We start from the raw sequence: 17,682 nt of genomic DNA on the forward strand, positions 1-17,682 counted from the left end.
TCCATCAAGCGCTGGCAGCTATTAATTCATGAGTGCAAGCGCGCCGCATCCCCAGGCCCTACACTTGCCGCCCGGCGCCGCGCCGGCACTTTGACCCTCTGCCCACCTTGCTGTCCTCGATCCTCGTTCCCCTGGTTCCCGTCATTCTGTGCATCGGCATCGGCTACCTCACCGCCCGCGTGGGCTGGGTGCGCGCCACGGCGGTGCCGGATCTGTCCAACATCGTGTTCCTGGTGCTCACGCCCGCGCTGCTGTTTCGCACCATGGGCAATGTGCGGCTCCAAGAGCTGGACTTTCAGCCTGTGCTGCTGTACTTCAGCGCGGCGGCGCTGCTGTTCGGGCTGACGCTGGCGTTCAGCCGGTTCTCCACGGCCGCGGCGGCGCGGGCGCTGGCGCACACCTTCAGCAACCTGGTGATGATCGGCGCGCCGCTCATGGGTCTGGTGTATGGGCCGCAGGGCCTGGTGACGCTGTTCACGCTGGTGTCCCTGCATTCGCTGGTGCTGCTGACGGCGGCCACCATGGTGTTCGAGCTGGCCGAGGCGCGCGAACAGCAGCGCACCGGCAGTGCAGCGCCGCGCCCCATGGCGCACACCGTGTGGCAGGCCGTGCGCAACAGCATCGTGCACCCGGTGCCGCTGCCCATCCTGGCGGGCCTGCTGTTCGCGCAGACGGGCTGGAAGCTGCCCGAGATGCTGGACCGCCCGCTGCAGGTGCTGGCGGCGGCGCTGGGGCCCGTGGCGCTGCTGCTGGTGGGTATTGCGCTGGCGCACACACGCATTGGCAACCACTGGCGCGGCGCGTTGCGGGTGGCGATGATCAAGAACCTGGCGCTGCCCGCCACGCTGGGGACGCTGGCGTGGGCGCTGGGGCTGTCAGGCCCGGCGATCGCGGTGATGTTCACCGCCGCGGCCATGCCGGTGGGCGCGAATGTGCTGCTTTTCACACAGCGCTATGGCGTGATGCAGGAGGAGGTGTCCTCGGCCATCGCGCTGTCCACCGCGCTGGCGCTGATCACGCTGCCGGTGGTGCTGGTGTTGGCGCAGTTCTTCATGCATTGAACATGCGTTGAAGACGCGCGTGGAGCAGGGCGTCTTCCGGGCGCTTACGGCGCCAGCCGCTCGCGCTCCCACGCGCCATCCTCCAGGCGGTAGCGCAACCGGTCGTGCAGGCGGCTCTTGCGGCCCTGCCAGAACTCCCACTGATCCGGCCGCAGGCGAAAGCCCCCCCAGTGCGGCGGGCGGGGCGGCTTGAGCAGGAACTGCGCGCCGTACTTGGCCGCGTTGGCCACCAGCACGCCGCGGCTGGGGATGACCTGGCTTTGCGGACTGGCCCAGGCGCCGATGCGCGAGTCCAGCGGGCGGCTGTGGAAGTAGGCGTCGCTCTCGGCCTCGCTCACCTTTTCCACCACGCCCTCGATGCGCACCACGCGCTCCAGTTCCACCCAATGGAACTGCAGCGCGGCATAGGGGTTGCCCGCGATCTGGCGGCCCTTGCGGCTGTCGTAGTTGGTGTACCAGACGATGCCCTGCGCGTCATAGCCCTTGATGAGCACCACCCGGGTGCTGGGACGCAGGTCGCTGCCCACGGTGGCCACGGTCATGGCGTTGGGCTCGGGCACCTGGGCAGCGATGGCTTCGCGCAGCCATTGGTCGAACTGCTGCAAGGGATCGGCGTGGGAGGCGTCCTCGCTGAGCTCGGCGCGCTCGTAGCTCTTGCGCAGGTCGGCGATGGAGGAGGAAAGAGGGCTGTGGCTCATGCGGGGATTGTGCCCGCAGGGCGCCGAGCCCTGCACGATCAGCGACCGGCGATCACCGCGCACGCCAGGCGCGCGCCCGCGTTGCCGGTGGGTTGGGTGACGTAGTCGTCGGGGTTGGCATGCACGATCAGGCCGCGACCCACGATGTCGGTGGCGCCGGAGCCCACGCGAATGCTGCGCGACTCGAAGTTGAAGGTGGCCACGCCGTTGCCGTCCGCGCGCAGGCTGGGCAGGTCGCCGGTGTGGTGCGGTCCCTTGCCGTGTTGGCCATGCGGTGTGCCCGTGGGATTGAAATGGCCGCCCGCGCTGTTGCCGTCCCCGCTGGAGCAGTCGCCTTTCTCATGAATGTGAAACCCGTGCTCCGCCCCCGGCTTGAGCCCGCTGACCGTGCCGCTGACGCGCACCGCATCACCGCTCTGCACGAAGCGCACCGTGCCCTGGGTGCTGTTGCCGCGCGTAGGCTCCAGCCGGGCGGTGGCCGAGGGCGCGCTGGACATGGATGCGCAGCCGGCGAGTGCGACAGCAGCCGCCAGGGCCGCGGCCGTGGGGAGGTAGCGAAGGGACATGCGATTTCTCCAAGAGGGTTGAAAACCGCCAAACTAACGCGGTTCGCGCGCCAACGCAATCAGACGCGAGAGCGCTCGGTCGTGGATGCCCATGCGTTGCAGCTCGGCGTGCGTGGCCTCGGCATAGTCGCGCGTGGTGCCGTAGATGCCGCTGGCCTGCGCGAAGATGCGGCGGTATTCCTCGTCCGCCAGCACGCCCGTATGGCTGGGGCTCTTGCGCGACAGCGTGAACGCCAGCGCGCGCACCGCACCCTGGGGCGTGCGGCAGTTGAGCCAGCGCGGGTCGTATACGCCCAGGACCATCTCGCGCTGCCATAGGTTGACCATGACCTGGCGCGCGTGGCTGTGGTCCACGCGGAACACCATGCCGCGGCAACTGCCGCCCGACAGCATGCCGAACACCAGACCCGGGCATTCGGGCGTGCCGCGATTCACGCGGCTCCACATCTTCAAAGCCCGGTGCCAGCCGTGCACCGTGGCCGCGCGCCGCTCGGCGTAGGCAAAGTCGGGCCGCCAGATCAGCGAGCCATAGCCAAAGATCCACAGGTCGTCGCGCCCGCCCCATTCATGCAGCGCGCGGTCGAGCATGGGGGCGGGGTCACGCAGGGGAGCGGCAAGCGGCGGCATGGCGAGACTCTACAATCGATGGGTTTTGTCCAACGCACCGATTATTCACGGGAGTTCTCAACATGTCCTTCAACAGCTCCGACGACGACAGCCAGCAACGCTTCGCACTCGGGTTCCTCTTCGCGCTGATCGCGCTGGTGGTCTCCACCGTCGTGGGCGTGGTGGTCTACAAGCGTGGCATTGCCCACGCCCCCAAGGCGCCGGCCGCCGCCGTGGCCCCTGCGGCTGAGGCAGCCGCGCCCGGCGTGGTGATCACCGAGGACGCCGCCAGCGTGGTGGTGGAGGGCGGTGTGGTGAAGTTCTTCTTCGCCACTGGCAAGGCCGAGCTGGCCCCGGGCGCCAACGAAGCGCTGGGCGACGTGGTCAAGGGCGTGGTGGACGGCGGCAAGACCGCGGTGGTGTCGGGCTTCCATGACGCCACGGGCGACGCGGCCGTGAACGCCGAGCTGGCCAAGCAGCGCGCGCTGGCCGTGCGCGACGCCCTGAAGGCCCTGGGTGTGGCCGAAGAGAAGGTGGAGCTGAAGAAGCCCGAAGCCACGCAGGGCAGCGGCAGCAATGCCGAGGCGCGCCGCGTGGAGGTGATTCTGGCTCCCTGAGCCTGGATGCGCCAAGCCTGCGAAAGCCCGGTAATGCCGGGCTTTTTTGTGACTGGCGTGCTACATATTCAATAGCTGGTCGCGCTTGTTTGAAGAAGGATTCAGGTACTTTTTTGCCTTGAGTGCTTGATTTGCAAGCGCGAACAGCTACCAAAGCTGTAGCGCACTGCGCTGCACTGCACCCTTGTTCACGTACTCTCGCGCACGATCAGCTCGTAGTCCAGCTGCACGCACTGTGGCTGCGCCAGCGTGCCGCGCATCAGGCCCAGCAGCATGTCGGCGCCGGCGCGGCCGACTTCGCTGCGCGGTGTGCGGATGGTGGTCAGCGGCGGCACCATCTGCGCGCTGCCGGCCAAGTCGTTGAATCCCGCGACGGCGATGCGCCCCGGCACGTCGATGCGCATGCGGTTGGCCGCCAGCAGCCCGCCCTGGGCAATGTCGTCGTTGCAAAAGAAGATGGCGTCCACGTCGGGCATGCGTTGCACCAGGTCCTCGAACAGCCGGGCGCCCAGGGCGATGGAAGAGCGCTCGGGGCTTAGCAACTCCAGGCGCGGATCGTACAGGCCCGCTTCGCGCAGGGTGCGCCGGTACCCTTCGGCGCGCTGCAGCACGCGCGGGTCCAGTTGCGCGGCGCAAAAGGCGATGCGCTTACGCCCGCGTTCCAGCAGGTGGCGCGTGATGGTGGCGCCCGCGTCCTGCTGCGAAAAGCCCACGCAGGCCACACCAGGCGCGGCGCTGGTCTCCATGAGGTGCACGCAGGGCACGCCGCTGTGCACAATGAGCTGGCGTGCGGCCTCGCTGCGATCGAACCCCGTCACCAGCAGGCCGGCGGGGCGGTGGGGCAGGTAGGTGCGCAGCAGCAACTCTTCCTCGGCGCTGTCGTAGTGGGTCACGCCGATGAGTGGCTGAAAGCCCTCGGGGAACAGCGTGCGGTGCACCGCCTCCAGCAAATCCACGAACAGCGCGTTGGACAGCAGCGGCACCAGCACCAGCACCTGCGTGCTGCGCTGCGACGCCAGCGCGCGCGCGGCCGGGTCGGGTACGTAGCCCAGCCGATCGGCCGCCTCGCGTACGCGTTCGGCCAACGCAGGGTCCACGGTGCGTTCGCCGCGCAGGGCACGCGACACGGTGATGGGACTCACGCCGGCGGCGCCTGCCACGTCGTTCAGGGTGATGCGGCCGCTGGAGCGGCGCGGTCGTCGGTTGGCGGTCAAGGGTTATTCCTAGGAATTCTGGCCAAAATTGTCCCTTAAGATAGCGCTATCTTTCATGGGGTTTTCGCGGGTTTGTGGGGAGGAGTAGCTTCTCCCCATGCGATGCAGCGAAATTTCCCCATGAGAAGCCGCGGCGTGAAGCCGTGAACTTCGGGTGAACGGCTTGCGTCCTGGGATGCAGCCGTTTTTTTGAATCTTTAGAGATAGCGCTATCTTGACCTGTGACATCGATGCCATCGTGGTGATGGGCGTTTCCGGCTGCGGCAAGTCCAGCGTGGGCGAGGCCTGCGCAAAAGCGCTGGGCTGGGTGCTGCATGAGGGCGATGCCCACCATGCTCCCGAGAGCATTGCCAAAATGCGCGCCGGCGTGCCCTTGACCGATGCCGACCGCGCGGGCTGGCTGGACCGGTTGGCCGCATTGCTGGCGGCGCCCTCCGGCTCGGCGGGCGTAGTGCTGACCTGCTCGGCGCTGCGCCGCAAATACCGCGATCGCCTGCGTGCGGGCAACCCGCGCGTGGGATTCGTGTTTCTGGCGCTGGACTATGAGCAGGCATTGCAGCGCGTGCAGACGCGCGCGGGGCATTTCTTTTCGCCCGCTCTGGTGGCCGATCAGTTCGCCACGCTGGAGTCGCCCGAGGGCGAGCCGCGCGTGTTGACGCTGGATGCCACACGCCCCGTGGACGAGCTGGCCCGGTCCGTCGTCCAATGGCTGCGCGGCAAAGCAGCTGCCTCCCTTTCGTCGTCTTCCGGAGACAGTGCATGAGCGCTTCTTCCCCTTCCCCGCAACAACGGCCGCGCAAGCCCCTGGTGCAGCGCCTGGCCGAGCATTTCATGGTGCTCGCACTGGCCGGCATGGTCGTGGCCGTGTTCGTCAACGTGGTATTGCGCTACGTGTTCTCCACGAGCATCGTCTCGTACGAGGAGATCTCGCGCCTGCTGTTCGTGTGGCTGGTGGCGGTGGGCACCATCGTCGCGGCCTTTGAGGGCAAGCATCTGGGCTTCGATATGCTCACTTCGCGCCTGAAGGGCCGCTCGCGCAAGCTGCTGTTCTGGGCCAGCCAGGCTCTGGTGGCGGGCGGCATGCTGCTGCTGCTCAAGGGTTCGTGGGAGCAGGTGATCGCCGGCATGGACAGCTACAGCACCGTGCTGGGTTATCCGCTGGCGCTGGGCGCCGCGGCGACGCTGGTACTGGCCGTGGGCCTGCTGGTGGGCGTGGTGGTGGATCTGCGCCGCGGCGAGCCGCTGCCGCATGGCAGCGACGCGGAAACGTCGGTGGAGTAGGGCGCACCATGATCGTTACCGCCATCTTTCTTCTGGTGCTCATCGGCGGCATGGTGATCGGCATGCCCATCGCCCACGCCCTGGTGCTGACGGGTGTCGCCCTGATGTGGCACCTGGACTTCTTCGATTCGCAGCTGCTGGCGCAAAACCTGCAGGCCGGCTTTGACAACTTTCCGCTGCTGGCCGTGCCGTTCTTCATCCTGGCGGGCGAGCTGATGAACGCGGGCGGCCTGTCGCGGCGCATCATCGACCTGGCGCGCGCCTTCGTGGGGCATATCCGCGGCGGGCTGGGCTTCGTGGTGATTGGCGCGGCCGTGCTGTTGGCGTCCATGAGCGGCTCGGCCATTGCCGACACGGCGGCGCTGGCCACCATCCTGCTGCCGATGATGCGCGAGCAGAAATACCCGATGAGCTACAGCGCGGGCCTGCTGGCGTCCGGCGGCATCATCGCGCCGATCATCCCGCCGTCCATGCCGTTCGTGATCTACGGGGTGACGACGAATACCTCGATCAGCAAGCTGTTCCTCTCGGGCGTGGCACCGGGCCTGATGATGGGCATCTTCCTGATTGGCGCCTGGGCCTGGATTGCGCGCCGCCACGACCTGCCCTCGATGGAGCGTGTGGCGTGGGGCCCGCGCATGAAGGCGCTGGCGAAGAGCTTCTGGGCCATGATGATGCCGGTCATCATCCTGGGCGGCCTGCGCGGCGGCATTTTCACGCCCACCGAGGCTGCCGTGGTGGCCGCCGTCTATGCGCTGCTGGTGTCCATGTTCGTGTACCGCGAACTGAACTGGTCGCAGCTGTACGACGTGTTCCTGGCCGCGGGCAAGACCACGGCTGTGGTCATGTTCCTGTGCGGCGCCGCCACCGTCACGGCCTACATGATCACCCTGGCCGACCTGCCCAACATGCTGGCCGACAGCTTCGCCGGCGTGATGGGCAACCCCGTGCTGTTCATGGCGCTGATGATGACCTTCCTGTTGGTGGTGGGCACGGCCATGGACCTCACGCCCACCATCCTGATCTTCGGCCCCGTCTGCGCGCCGCTGGCCGCCAAGGCGGGCATCGACCCCGTGTACTTCGGCTTCATGTTCATCTATGTGGGCTGCATCGGCCTGATCACGCCGCCCGTGGGCACGGTGCAGAACGTGGTGGCGGGCGTGGGCCGGCTGCGCATGGAGACCGTGATCCGCGGCACCACGCCGTTCCTGGCCGTGTATGTGCTGCTGGCGGTCCTGTTCACGCTGTTCCCGGCCCTCATCACCGCGCCGCTGCGCTGGATGCACTGAGCTTTTCATCCCTTTTCACCCTGACTGTCCAAAGGAGACTTCCCATGCGTATCCGCTTTGCTCTTGCCGGCCTCGTGGCCGCACTCGTTGCCACCGGCGCTGCACAGGCGCAGGACTTCAAGCCGCGCATCGTGCGTTTCGGCTATGGCCTGGTGGACAACTCCAACCAGGGCCGCGCGGCCCGCATGTTTGCGCAAGAAGTGGAAAAGGCCACCGGCGGCAAGATGAAGGTGCGCGCCATTGGCAACGCCTCGCTGGGTTCTGACACGCAGATGCAGCAGGCGCTGATCGGCGGCGCGCAGGAGATGATGGTGGGCTCCACCGCCACGCTGGTGGGCCTGGTGCCGGAGATGGCCGTGTGGGACACGCCGTTCCTCTTCAGCAACGCCAAGGAAGCCGATGTGGTGCTGGACGGCCCCGTGGGCGACAAGATCAAGGCCAAGCTGGAAGCCAAGGGCATGGTCGGCCTGGTGTACTGGGAGAACGGTTTCCGTAACCTCACCAACAGCAAGCGCCCCGTCGCCAAGCTGGAAGACCTGAACGACATCAAGCTGCGCGTGATGCAGAACAACGTGTTCCTCGACAGCTTCAAGGCCCTGGGCGCCAACGCCGTGCCGCTGCCGTTCTCCGAGTTGTTCACCGCGTTGGAAACGCGCGCCGTGGACGGCCAGGAGAACCCCTACAACACCATCGTCTCCAGCAAGTTTTACGAGGTGCAGAAGTACCTCACGGTGACCAACCACGTGTACAGCCCCTGGATCGTCACGGTGAGCAAGAAATGGTGGGACGGCCTGTCCGCCGCCGAGAAGAAGGTGCTGCAGGACGCCGCCATCAAGAGCCGCGATTTCGAGCGCAAGGACACGCGTGAAGAGGCCGCCAAGGCCCTGGCCGACCTGAAGGGCAAGGGCATGCAGGTCAACGAGCTGTCGGCCGCCGAGGCCAACCGCATGCGCGAAAAGCTGGTCAGCGTGAACGCGGGCATCGCCAAGTCGGTGGGCCAGCAGACCTGGGACGAGGTGAACGCCGCCGTCCAGCAGGCGCGCAACGCCAAGTAAGCGCAGGGTGGGGCAGGCGGCGGCGCCTGCCCTCGGTTCCCTGCCATGTGCCCTCGGCCTACACCTGTGTCGCCCACTGGCGCGTAGGATTCCGGGGGCAATGCTTGCCCGCAGTCGTTTTCTGCAACCTTCCCACAGCCGCCCTCGCGCCACCCAGCATGTCCCTGCACGACACCGTCCACACCGTCACCGAGCGCATCCGTCAGCGCAGCGCCCCTACGCGCGGCGCCTATCTGCAGCAGCTTGAGTTCCAGGCGCGCCGCGACCGCGGTGCAGACCGCCTGGGTTGCGCCAATGTGGCCCACGCCTTCGCCGGCATGCCTGGCAACGACAAGCTGCGTGTGGTGGTCCAGAAGGCACCCAACATCGGCATCGTCACGGCGTACAACGACATGTTGTCGGCCCATGCGCCGCTGCAGCATTACCCGGACCTGATCAAGGACGAGGTGCGCAAGCGCGGGGCCACGGCCCAGGTGGCCGGCGGCGTACCCGCCATGTGCGATGGCGTGACGCAGGGCACACCCGGCATGGAGTTGAGCCTGTTCAGCCGCGACGTGATCGCCATGGCCACGGCCGTGGCGCTGAGCCACGACGTGTTCGATGGCGCGCTCATGCTCGGTGTGTGCGACAAGATCGTGCCTGGTCTGCTGGTGGGTGCGCTGCAGTTCGGCCATCTGCCCACGGTGTTCGTGCCGGCGGGGCCGATGACTTCGGGCCTGTCCAACAGCGCCAAGGCCAAGGTGCGAGAGCAGGCCGCGCAAGGTCTGGTGGGCCGCGGTGAACTGCTGGAGGCCGAGATGGCCGCTTACCACTCGCCGGGCACCTGCACCTTCTACGGCACGGCCAACAGCAACCAGATGATGCTGGAGGCCATGGGCCTGCATGTGCCGGGCACGGCCTTCGTGAACCCGGGCCAGGCGCTGCGCCAGGAACTCACGCGCGAGGCCGCACGCACGGTGCTTGGCGACAAGGGGGCGTCATGCCCACCTATCGGGCGCGTGGTAGACGAGCGCGCTATCGTCAACGCCATGGTGACGCTGCTGGCCACGGGAGGATCCACCAACCACCTGATCCACTGGGTGGCTGTGGCGCGCGCGGCGGGCCTCGTGATCGACTGGGACGACTTTTCCGCCCTGTCCGCCGTCGTGCCGTTGCTGGCGCGCGTGTACCCCAACGGCAGCGCGGACGTGAACCAGTTCCAGGCCGCCGGCGGCCCCGGCTATGTGATCCGCGAGCTGCTCGATGCCGGGCTGATGCATGAGGACGTGCTCACCGTTCGCCCTGGAGGTATCCGCGAATACACGCGCGAGCCGCAGGGAACCGCCGATCAGCAGCTGCACTGGGCCGACATCGGCGCCTCGCGTGACGACAGCGTGCTGCGCCCTGCGGCCGACCCTTTCAGCGCCACGGGCGGCCTCAAGCTGCTGTCGGGCAACCTGGGGCGCAGCGTGATCAAGGTCTCCGCCGTGCCGCCCGACCGGCATGTGGTGCAGGCGCCTGCACGCGTGTTTGCCTCGCAGGGCGAACTGCAGCAGGCCTTCCAGGCCGGCGAACTGGACCGGGACGTGGTCTGCGTGGTGCGCTGGCAGGGTCCCCAGGCCAATGGCATGCCAGAACTGCACAAGCTCACCCCGCCGCTGGCCGTGCTGCAGGGCAAGGGCTACAAGGTGGCGCTGGTCACCGACGGCCGCATGAGCGGCGCCTCGGGCAAGGTGCCTGCGGCCATCCACGCATCGCCCGAGGCGCATGCCGGCGGCCCGCTGGCGCTGGTGCGCGACGGTGACGTCATCCGGCTGGATGCCGTGGCGGGCACGCTCGATGTGCTGGTCGATGCGGCCGAATGGCAGGCGCGCACGCCTGCCACCGTGCCGCCTGGCTTGCTGCAGGACAACGCACGCGGTTGGGGGCGCGAACTGTTCGCCGGCATGCGGCGCAATGCGCTCAGCGCGGAAGAGGGAGCCTGCACATGGCTGTGACGCAACCCACCCTCACGGCGCTCGATGTGATGCGCGATGCGCCCGTGATCCCGGTCATCGTTCTGCACGACGTGCGGCATGCCGTGCCGATGGCGCGCGCGCTGGTCGCCGGTGGTATCCGCATGCTGGAGGTGACGTTGCGCACGCCGCAAGCCCTCGAATGCATGCGGGCCATCGCCGCGGAAGTGCCCGATGCCGTGGTCGGCGCAGGCACCGTACGCACCAGTGCTGATGCAGCTGCTGCCGCGCGCGCCGGGGCGCGGTTTGCCGTCAGTCCGGGTTTTACGCCCGCCGTAGGCCGCGCCTGCCGCGATGCGGGCTTGCCGCTGCTGCCGGGCGTGGCCACGGGCAGCGAGATCATGACGGCGCAGGAAGAGGGCTTCTCTGCGCTCAAGTTCTTCCCTGCGGTGCAGGCGGGCGGTACGGCCATGCTGAAAGCGTGGCAGGGGCCGTTTGGCGACGTGGCGTTCTGTCCGACGGGTGGAATCCAGCCCGGCAATGCGGCGGAGTTTCTGGCGCTCAAGAACGTGGCCTGCGTGGGCGGGTCGTGGCTGGTGCCCGCGGATGCGCTGGAGCAGGGCGACTGGTCCCGCATCACCCGTCTAGCGCGCGAAGCCAGCGCGTTGCAGCGGGTTTGATGAATACAAGTAAAAATGGGCTGTAGCGCTTTGTGGATAAGCGCTAACAGCTATTAAAGAAAGAGCAAACTAGCGCAGACCGGTGCCTGCGCCGGCATCGCTCTTGCGCTCGATCAATTCAATCTTGTAGTCGATTGAGACAATCGCCATGATTTTAAAATACTTATAAATCAACAATTTATATAGATTACGGTGCCGCTGAAACGCCTCAAAATGCCCGAAAAATGACGGAAGACGCCACAAAATGGCGGCTGTAACTCAATCAGATCATGCGATGATTCATCTTATTCAGGTCATAAAGTCTAGAGGATCGCGTGGCAAAACCCCGACTGAAACCATCCGGGAAATGGGAAATAGGGCTGAGGCACCCATCGCTCCCGAACGGACGCAAGTACTTCACCTTTGACACCGAGGGTGAGGCCATTGCCTACGGGCAGCAGTGGAAGCTGATGAAGCACGCGGACATCCTCCCGCCGGCAGAGCTGACCACCCCGACATCTCCCGGCGAGGGCGTGCGCTTGTCCCGCATTCTTGGGGAGTGGTCGGACAGCGGCTTCGCAGCGCCTACGCAAATTCTCACCCTCAAGACGCTGACGCGCGAGGTGGGGGCGGTGCGGTTTTCAGAGGCTAGCTACAAGTGGTTGACCGGCTATCTCCGCACTCTGAAGGTGGAAAAAAATCTGTCGCCCACGTCCATCAAGCACCGAATTCAGGCGCTCAGCCGGGCCATCGATGAGTATCTGCGCCACAACCTGGACGTGAAGATCAGCAACCCGGTGAAGCTGCTGCCCAAGGGCTACTCGACCTATTCCGACGTCGATGCCCAGATGGTGAAAGCCAAGGGCGGCAAGGTGAAGGTGAGCGAGGTACGCGATAGGCGCCTGCTGCCTGGAGAGCACGAGAAGATTCTGACGGTGTTGTCGGGCTACGAGCGGCCGGATCGTGCGCGTGGTCTGGAACTCAAGGGCGGCGATGCATTGCTGACCCTGTACCTGTTGATCCTCAACACTGGACTGCGACTGAGGGAGGCCTACACGCTGACCAGGGTGCAGATTGACATGGAGAACAAGGTGATCCGCGTCAAGGAGACAAAGCAGTGGCGAGGGAAAATTTCCTTTCGGGATGTGCCGATGCGTCCCGAAGTGCATCAGGCGCTTTCCTCCTACTTTGCGAGCCGGCCGCCGTTTGAGCGTGGTGCGCTAGTTTTCCCGTTTCTCGAAGAGGAGGGCGTGGAGAAAGGCAAGAAGGGCTTGACGCGGGCCAGTTCGCGGCTGTCGTTCCGTTTCAGGATCGCTTTCGAGTACATGGACATTGTTGGACTCCACGAACACGACCTGAGGCACGAAGCGACATGCCGGTGGCTGGAGCTGAAAGACGCAGACGGACGCGACATGTTCCGTCTGGAGGAACTGAACAAGATCATGGGATGGAAGCCGGGGTCGGTGATGGCCCAGCGTTATGCCAGCTTTAGGGGCGTGGACCTTGCCCAACGGCTTTGGCCGGCACCGGAAGCGGCGGGGGCGTCTGCCGCCGCGGCCTGAAGGGCATATCCAGGCGCGGGACCGCCTTTCTTGCATTGAGGTCCTGGCGCCTTTCCTCTGCCTCCTTCCTGGCGCGGTCGGCAATGTAGGCCAGCAAGTCGGTCTTCACGTAAATCCAACCGCGCCCGAACTTCATCCCCGGCAGCTCGCCCGTCCGGGTCAGTTCTTCCACTCGCTGCTCGGTGCAGTGCAGGAGTTCGGCGCACTGTTCGGCATTGATCGTTTCGTCGGTCATGCCATACCGCCTTGCTGATCGGACTCGCGGATCTCACGCACATGGAGCGTGATGACGCTGTTGCTCATCCACGCGCCGTTCTTGGCCTTGCGACGCACCGCGTTTTCACTGTAGCCGGTGATCTCGGTCAAACGCTTGATCAGCACCCATTGACTGGCATTGCCCATGACGATGACCTCCGCTGAAGAAGGCCATCGATGCCGGGAAGGATCGAGGGCCTTGAGGAACAAATTGTCCGGTGCGACGCATGCAGACAAAACCCGCGTGGGCGTGCTTGGGCGCAGAAGGGCGCGCGCATCCTGGCATCAATGACGAATGTCCCCCGATCCCAATGCGAAATTTTCCGGAGCAAGGCCGACGGAATGCCAGAATGAAACAAATAGCGAACGTGTCTATCTAGGCGACAAGTCCAAGCGAGTTTGCCGGTACTGCGGCTTGGCCGAGCCACAGGTCAAGTTCAGAAAGGTGGCCCATGCCATTCCCGACCAGGTCGGTAACGACTGGCTCGTCGACCACGAGGAATGCGATGCCTTCAATGGGCACTTCGCCAAGTGGGTCGAAGACGACTTCGGCAAATGGACTTTGCCATGGAGAACCCTGGGGCGCGTCAAGGGTAAGGATGGTGTCCCTTCCATCAAGTCCAACGACAAGGAGTTCCGTATCGACGCCAGCGCGAAGCCTATGGATGGCGCCAAGGGAGCGGGCAGCGTGCGTCATGATTTCCAGATCTACATGGGCGTGAACGATGCCCGCCACGAACTTGACGAGGCGACCAACACCGTCAAGCTGACGCTCGACCGCCCATCCTACGCTCCCATGGGCGTCTTCAAATGCCTTGTGAAGAAGGCGATTGCGGTGATGCCGCCGGAAGAAGAGCAGCGGTGTGCCCATCTGAAGAAGTGGATTCTTCTACCTGCGCATACGTTTGAAAGCTACGGGACGGCAAACAAGTGGGGCAGCTTAACCGCGTCTGAGGATTGGGGAATAGCGTCAAAACTTGGATTTGTGCACCAGAGCCCTTTTGATTGGTTCAGGAATTCGAAGGGGCCGCAGCTCTTTTACCTGCTGCGCTTGTGCAAAGTGAAGGTTTTTTACTGATCCTTATCAGTCATCGGGAAGTAGATCAAAAGCGACTAGTCTCAGAAATGTATATTTGGCGCATTGCACTGATGCTGATGGCTATTCCAGCCACAGCTTTTTTTTCCTCTACCGCTATTCATATTTGGAATAGCGAAATGAACTCAAAAACACTCATCACTTTCCTGACATGACCAACGTGAGACTGCTCCTTAAACCACTCACATCCACGCTGGTGGCCTTAGGCTTGTGCGCTACGGCTGATCACGTAGCCGCTGCCGATGGCGTGTTCGAACTGGGAACTGTGACTGTGGTCGGCGAAACGGCATTTGGCGAGGCTTCCGCCGAGACACAGCTGACACAGGACGAGATAACGCGCAACAACGCCGACACCGTGGCCGATGCCGTGCGCCTGCTGCCTGGTGTGAGCCTGACGCGCAACAGCCGCAACGAGGAAATGCTCTATCTGCGCGGCTTCGATGCGCGCCAGGTGCCGGTCTATGTGGACGGCGTGCCGCTGTACGTGCCCTATGACGGTTATGTGGACTTCGGCCGCTTCACCACCTTCGACCTGGCCGAGATCCGTGTCGCCAAGGCAGGCGCGTCGCTGCTGTACGGCCCCAACACGCTGGGCGGGGCGATCAACCTCGTCACGCGCAAGCCGGTCAAGGCCTTCGAGGGCGATGCGCGCCTGGGGCTGGGTGCGGGCCAGACGCGCAAGGCGGCCGTCAACCTGGGCGGCAACCAGGGCCTCTGGTACTACCAACTGGGCGCCTCGTACCTGGACGCGGACGGCTTCCCGCTGCCCAAGGGGTTCAAGGACTACAAGCGCAATCCCACGGACACCGGCAGCCGCCGCGAGAACGCCTACCGCACCGACAAACGCCTGTCCTTCAAGCTGGGCCTCACTCCGAACGCCACCGATGAATACGCCCTGGGCTACGTGCGCCAGGAGGGCGAGAAGGGCAACCCGGTGTACACCGGCACCTCCGCGCAGAAGAATGCCGTACGCTACTGGCGCTGGCCGTACTGGGACAAGGACAGCGTCTACTTCCTGAGCACCACGCGCATCGGCAGCAACAACGTGCTCAAGACCCGCCTGTACCACGACACCTACAAAAACGGCCTGGACATGTACCGGGACGCGGGCTACACGCAGCACGACCCGACCAGCAGCTATAAGGACACGAGCAAGGGCGCCACCGTCGAGTGGGCCAACTACAGTCTCCAGGGGCATGAGCTGCGCTTTGCCGCGCACTACAAACGCGACGAGCATGACGACGAGGGCAAGTTCTACCGCGACGTGACCACCTCGCTGGTGGCCGAGGACACCATCACGCTGTCCGAGCGCTGGCAGCTGAGCCTGGGCATGAGCCACGAAAAACGCGATGCCAAGAAGGTCCACCAATGGCCCAAGGGCTCCGCCGACGCCACCAACGGCCTGGCCCGTTTGAGCTATGCGCTCACCCAGTCCGGCGACGAGGTGTATGCCATCGCCTCGCACAAGACGCGCTTTCCCACCATCAAGGACCGCTACTCGGCCCGCATGGGCCGGGCGCTGCCCAACCCCGACCTCCGGCCCGAGACGGCCAACCACCTGGAGCTGGGTGTGAGCGGCCAGCCCTGGCCGGGTGGCCGGGGGCAGGCGGCGGTGTTCTACAGTCGCATGAACGACCAGATCCAGACGGTGGTGGTGCCCTCCAGCGCCTGCGGCGGCAGCACCTGCAACCAGGCGCAGAACGTGGGCCGCACGCGCAACATGGGGCTGGAGCTGTCGCTGGCCCAGCAACTGTCGGCCCAGTGGAGCATGAACGCGAGCTACACCTATCTGGACCGCACCAACCTGAGCGACCGCCGCGTGACGCTGACCGAAACGCCGCGCCACCGCCTGTTCGCCGCGCTCAACTGGCTGCCCAGCGCGCAGTGGGAGCTGCGCGCCACGCTGGAGGCAGAGCAGGGCCGCCGCGTCAACTTCGACGGCGGCACCTACCGCCAACTGGGCGGCTTCGGCACCGCCGGGCTCAAGGCGGTCTACAAGCCCGTCAAGGACTTCGCGCTGGACTTCAGTGTGAACAACCTGGGCGACAAGTGGTACGAACTGGCCGACGGCTACCCCATGCCGGGCCGCTTCTGGTACATCAATGGCACCTATCGTTTCTGATCTGGCGGCCGTCGTCGTTCCCGGCGACATGGACCACGGCGACGCCGCCGACGCCCTGCTGGCCGACTTCTGCCAGGGCCTGCAGGGTCTGGGCTGGCGCGTGGGCGGCCTGGCGCAGCGGCGCCTGCCGGCCGAGGGCGGCGGCAAGCCGCGCATGCAGCTCGTGGACCTGCGCACGGGCCAGGTGTTCTCCATCTCGCAAGACCTCGGGCCGCTTTCGCGGGCCTGCAGCCTCGACCCTGGTGGGATGGCGCGGGCCAGCGGGGTGCTGCGCCAGGCGTTGGCCGACCGGGTGCAGCTGGTCGTCACCAACCGCTTCGGCGAACTGGAGTCCACCGGCGGGGGCTTTGCCGCCGAGATGGCGGCGCTGGCGGATGCGGGCATCCCTGTGCTCACCGTGGTGGCGCACCGGCACCTGGATGCCTGGCGCCGTTTCACGGGTGGCATGGGCGATGAACTGCCCGCGCGTCTGTCCGCGCTGCAGGCCTGGTTCACGCTGGCCGCGGGCCGCGCCGCGCATGCGGGGGGCGCCTGATGCGGCGGCGCTGGCTGCTGCAACTGCCGCTGGCCCTGGCGGCCGCGCGCGTGCAGGCGCGCGAGGAGACAACAGGGGAGCCGGGGAGTGCGGCGCGAGCCAGCGGCGGCGTGGTCGTGGCGCGCTTTGGTGCGCTGCCCGCGCCGCCGCAGGTGCGCAAGGTGTTCGCCGCGGGCCCGCCCGCGGGCATGCTGGTGGCGACGCTGGCGCCGGAGAAACTCTTGGGCTGGCCCACCCCGTTGGGCGACGCGGCGCGTGCGCTGCTAGGGCCCCGGCTGCGCGCGCTGCCGCACACGGGGCGTCTGTCGGGGCGTGGCAGCACGGTGCCGCTCGAGTCGCTGCTGCAGCTGGCGCCCGACCTGGTGATCGACGCGGGCACGGCCGATGCCACCTATGTCTCCGGCGTGCGCCGCGTGAGCGAGCAGACCGGCCTGCCCACGCTGCTGGTGCAGGGCCGCATCGCCGACCACGCCGCGCAGCTGCGCGAGGTGGGGCGCCTGCTGGGCGTGGCCGAGCGCGGCGAGCGGCTGGCCCGCGATGCCGAGGCGGCCCTCGCCCTGGCCGAGCGGGTGCGCGCCAGCGTGCCTCCCGCCGGGCGCCCGCGCGTCTACTACGGGCGCGGCGCGGACGGGCTGGAGACGGGGCTGGCCGGCTCCATCAACGTGGAGCTACTGGACTTCTGTGCGGGCCGCAACGTGGCGGCCGAGGCGGGCCAGGGCTCGCTCACGCGCGTGTCGCTGGAGCAGCTGCTGCGGTGGAACCCCGAGGTCATCGTCACGCAGGATGCCGCCTTCGCGCGCCGGGCGCTTACGGACCCGCTGTGGCGCGACCTTGCCGCCGTGCGCGCCGGCCGGGTGCACTGCGCGCCCGCGCTGCCCTTCGGCTGGCTGGACGGGCCGCCCGGCGTCAACCGGCTGATCGGCGTGCGCTGGCTGCTGGAGCGCCTGCACCCCGGACACCCGGCGCTGCGCGAGTTGGAGCCCCTGCCCGAGGCGGTGCGGCGCTTCTACCAGTCGTTCTACGGCGCCAGCCTGTCGGCGCAGGCCGTGCGGGGCTTGCTGGAGGGTGCGGGTGGGGTTTGAGTCAAATCGGGCTATAGCGCCCGTCCATAAAGCGCAAACTGCTGCTATTT

19 protein-coding genes are annotated in these 17,682 nt (G+C 66.3%); 13 read left to right on the plus strand and 6 right to left on the minus strand.

Translation table 11 applies throughout. The features are described from left to right. Positions 1–107: 107 nt before the first annotated feature. Complete coding sequence (locus BA022_RS04265) at positions 108–1,061, plus strand: AEC family transporter (protein WP_187306009.1); 954 nt, start codon at positions 108–110, stop codon at positions 1,059–1,061. A 44-nt stretch (positions 1,062–1,105) separates the two neighbouring features. On the opposite strand, the gene pdxH is transcribed toward BA022_RS04265, so the two are convergent. Genes pdxH through BA022_RS04280 form a run of 3 tightly spaced genes read right to left on the minus strand, consistent with a single transcriptional unit; the run spans position 1,106 to position 2,952 of the window. Continuing rightward, complete coding sequence (pdxH, locus tag BA022_RS04270; protein WP_088886631.1) at positions 1,106–1,759, minus strand: pyridoxamine 5'-phosphate oxidase; 654 nt, start codon at positions 1,757–1,759, stop codon at positions 1,106–1,108. 38 nt (positions 1,760–1,797) lie between these two features. Beyond that, complete coding sequence (locus BA022_RS04275) at positions 1,798–2,325, minus strand: superoxide dismutase family protein (RefSeq protein WP_088886632.1); 528 nt, start codon at positions 2,323–2,325, stop codon at positions 1,798–1,800. Positions 2,326–2,358: 33 nt separating this feature from the next. Further along, the gene (locus BA022_RS04280; RefSeq protein ID WP_015913401.1) at positions 2,359–2,952 is read right to left on the minus strand and encodes a gamma-glutamylcyclotransferase; all 594 of its coding nucleotides are present in this window, start codon (positions 2,950–2,952) and stop codon (positions 2,359–2,361) included. Positions 2,953–3,014: 62 nt separating this feature from the next. On the opposite strand from BA022_RS04280, the gene BA022_RS04285 reads away from it, so the two are divergent. Then, positions 3,015–3,548, plus strand: coding sequence for an OmpA family protein (locus tag BA022_RS04285; protein ID WP_088886633.1), 534 nt, complete (start codon positions 3,015–3,017; stop codon positions 3,546–3,548). 188 nt (positions 3,549–3,736) lie between these two features. Here the strand turns inward: BA022_RS04285 and gntR are convergent, their stop codons facing one another. Continuing rightward, positions 3,737–4,762: an HTH-type transcriptional regulator GntR gene (gntR, locus tag BA022_RS04290; protein ID WP_011805297.1), complete on the minus strand. Its 1,026-nt coding sequence runs from the start codon at positions 4,760–4,762 to the stop codon at positions 3,737–3,739. Positions 4,763–5,006: 244 nt separating this feature from the next. On the opposite strand from gntR, the gene BA022_RS04295 reads away from it, so the two are divergent. The 7 genes from BA022_RS04295 to BA022_RS04325 all read left to right on the plus strand — a co-directional run bounded on the left by BA022_RS04295 (position 5,007) and on the right by BA022_RS04325 (position 12,542). Continuing rightward, entirely contained in the window at positions 5,007–5,525 is a 519-nt protein-coding gene (locus tag BA022_RS04295) for a gluconokinase (RefSeq protein WP_088888507.1), read from the plus strand. Continuing rightward, positions 5,522–6,043 (plus strand): TRAP transporter small permease, encoded by a 522-nt coding sequence (locus tag BA022_RS04300; RefSeq protein ID WP_088886634.1) that lies wholly within the window; start codon positions 5,522–5,524, stop codon positions 6,041–6,043. The genes BA022_RS04295 and BA022_RS04300 overlap by 4 nt, the downstream gene beginning before the upstream one ends. An 8-nt stretch (positions 6,044–6,051) precedes the next feature. Further along, positions 6,052–7,332, plus strand: coding sequence for a TRAP transporter large permease (locus BA022_RS04305; protein WP_088886635.1), 1,281 nt, complete (start codon positions 6,052–6,054; stop codon positions 7,330–7,332). 44 nt (positions 7,333–7,376) lie between these two features. Then, positions 7,377–8,387, plus strand: a complete 1,011-nt coding sequence (locus BA022_RS04310; RefSeq protein WP_047351486.1) for a TRAP transporter substrate-binding protein — start codon at positions 7,377–7,379, stop codon at positions 8,385–8,387. A gap of 158 nt (positions 8,388–8,545) precedes the next feature. Beyond that, positions 8,546–10,363, plus strand: a complete 1,818-nt coding sequence (gene edd, locus BA022_RS04315; protein WP_088886636.1) for a phosphogluconate dehydratase — start codon at positions 8,546–8,548, stop codon at positions 10,361–10,363. Beyond that, entirely contained in the window at positions 10,354–11,001 is a 648-nt protein-coding gene (eda, locus tag BA022_RS04320; protein WP_011805291.1) for a bifunctional 4-hydroxy-2-oxoglutarate aldolase/2-dehydro-3-deoxy-phosphogluconate aldolase, read from the plus strand. Before edd ends, eda begins: the two co-directional genes overlap by 10 nt. Positions 11,002–11,315: 314 nt before the next feature. After that, on the plus strand, positions 11,316–12,542 hold the full coding sequence (locus BA022_RS04325; RefSeq protein WP_088886637.1) for a tyrosine-type recombinase/integrase: 1,227 nt from the start codon (positions 11,316–11,318) through the stop codon (positions 12,540–12,542). Here BA022_RS04325 and BA022_RS04330 read toward each other — a convergent pair. Both BA022_RS04330 and BA022_RS19280 read right to left on the minus strand, forming a co-directional pair. Continuing rightward, the gene (locus BA022_RS04330) at positions 12,469–12,777 is read right to left on the minus strand and encodes a helix-turn-helix domain-containing protein (RefSeq protein ID WP_088886638.1); all 309 of its coding nucleotides are present in this window, start codon (positions 12,775–12,777) and stop codon (positions 12,469–12,471) included. The genes BA022_RS04325 and BA022_RS04330 overlap by 74 nt on opposite strands. Next, on the minus strand, positions 12,774–12,944 hold the full coding sequence (locus BA022_RS19280; protein ID WP_187306010.1) for a hypothetical protein: 171 nt from the start codon (positions 12,942–12,944) through the stop codon (positions 12,774–12,776). Before BA022_RS19280 ends, BA022_RS04330 begins: the two co-directional genes overlap by 4 nt. Before the next feature lie 148 nt (positions 12,945–13,092). On the opposite strand from BA022_RS19280, the gene BA022_RS04340 reads away from it, so the two are divergent. The 4 genes from BA022_RS04340 (at position 13,093) to BA022_RS04355 (ending at position 17,632) form a co-directional block, all read left to right on the plus strand. After that, positions 13,093–13,875, plus strand: coding sequence for a hypothetical protein (locus tag BA022_RS04340; protein ID WP_148665121.1), 783 nt, complete (start codon positions 13,093–13,095; stop codon positions 13,873–13,875). A gap of 169 nt (positions 13,876–14,044) precedes the next feature. Further along, positions 14,045–16,015 carry a TonB-dependent receptor plug domain-containing protein gene (locus BA022_RS04345; protein WP_088886640.1) on the plus strand — a complete coding sequence of 657 codons (1,971 nt, stop codon included), beginning with the start codon at positions 14,045–14,047 and terminating at the stop codon, positions 16,013–16,015. Continuing rightward, positions 15,996–16,550: a DUF2478 domain-containing protein gene (locus BA022_RS04350; RefSeq protein WP_228403695.1), complete on the plus strand. Its 555-nt coding sequence runs from the start codon at positions 15,996–15,998 to the stop codon at positions 16,548–16,550. Before BA022_RS04345 ends, BA022_RS04350 begins: the two co-directional genes overlap by 20 nt. Beyond that, positions 16,550–17,632: an ABC transporter substrate-binding protein gene (locus tag BA022_RS04355; RefSeq protein WP_187306011.1), complete on the plus strand. Its 1,083-nt coding sequence runs from the start codon at positions 16,550–16,552 to the stop codon at positions 17,630–17,632. The genes BA022_RS04350 and BA022_RS04355 overlap by 1 nt, the downstream gene beginning before the upstream one ends. The last annotated feature ends 50 nt before the right edge of the window (positions 17,633–17,682 follow it).

This window comes from Diaphorobacter nitroreducens, from assembly GCF_002214645.1.
In the GTDB taxonomy this organism is placed as follows: Bacteria; Pseudomonadota; Gammaproteobacteria; order Burkholderiales; family Burkholderiaceae_C; genus Diaphorobacter; species Diaphorobacter nitroreducens.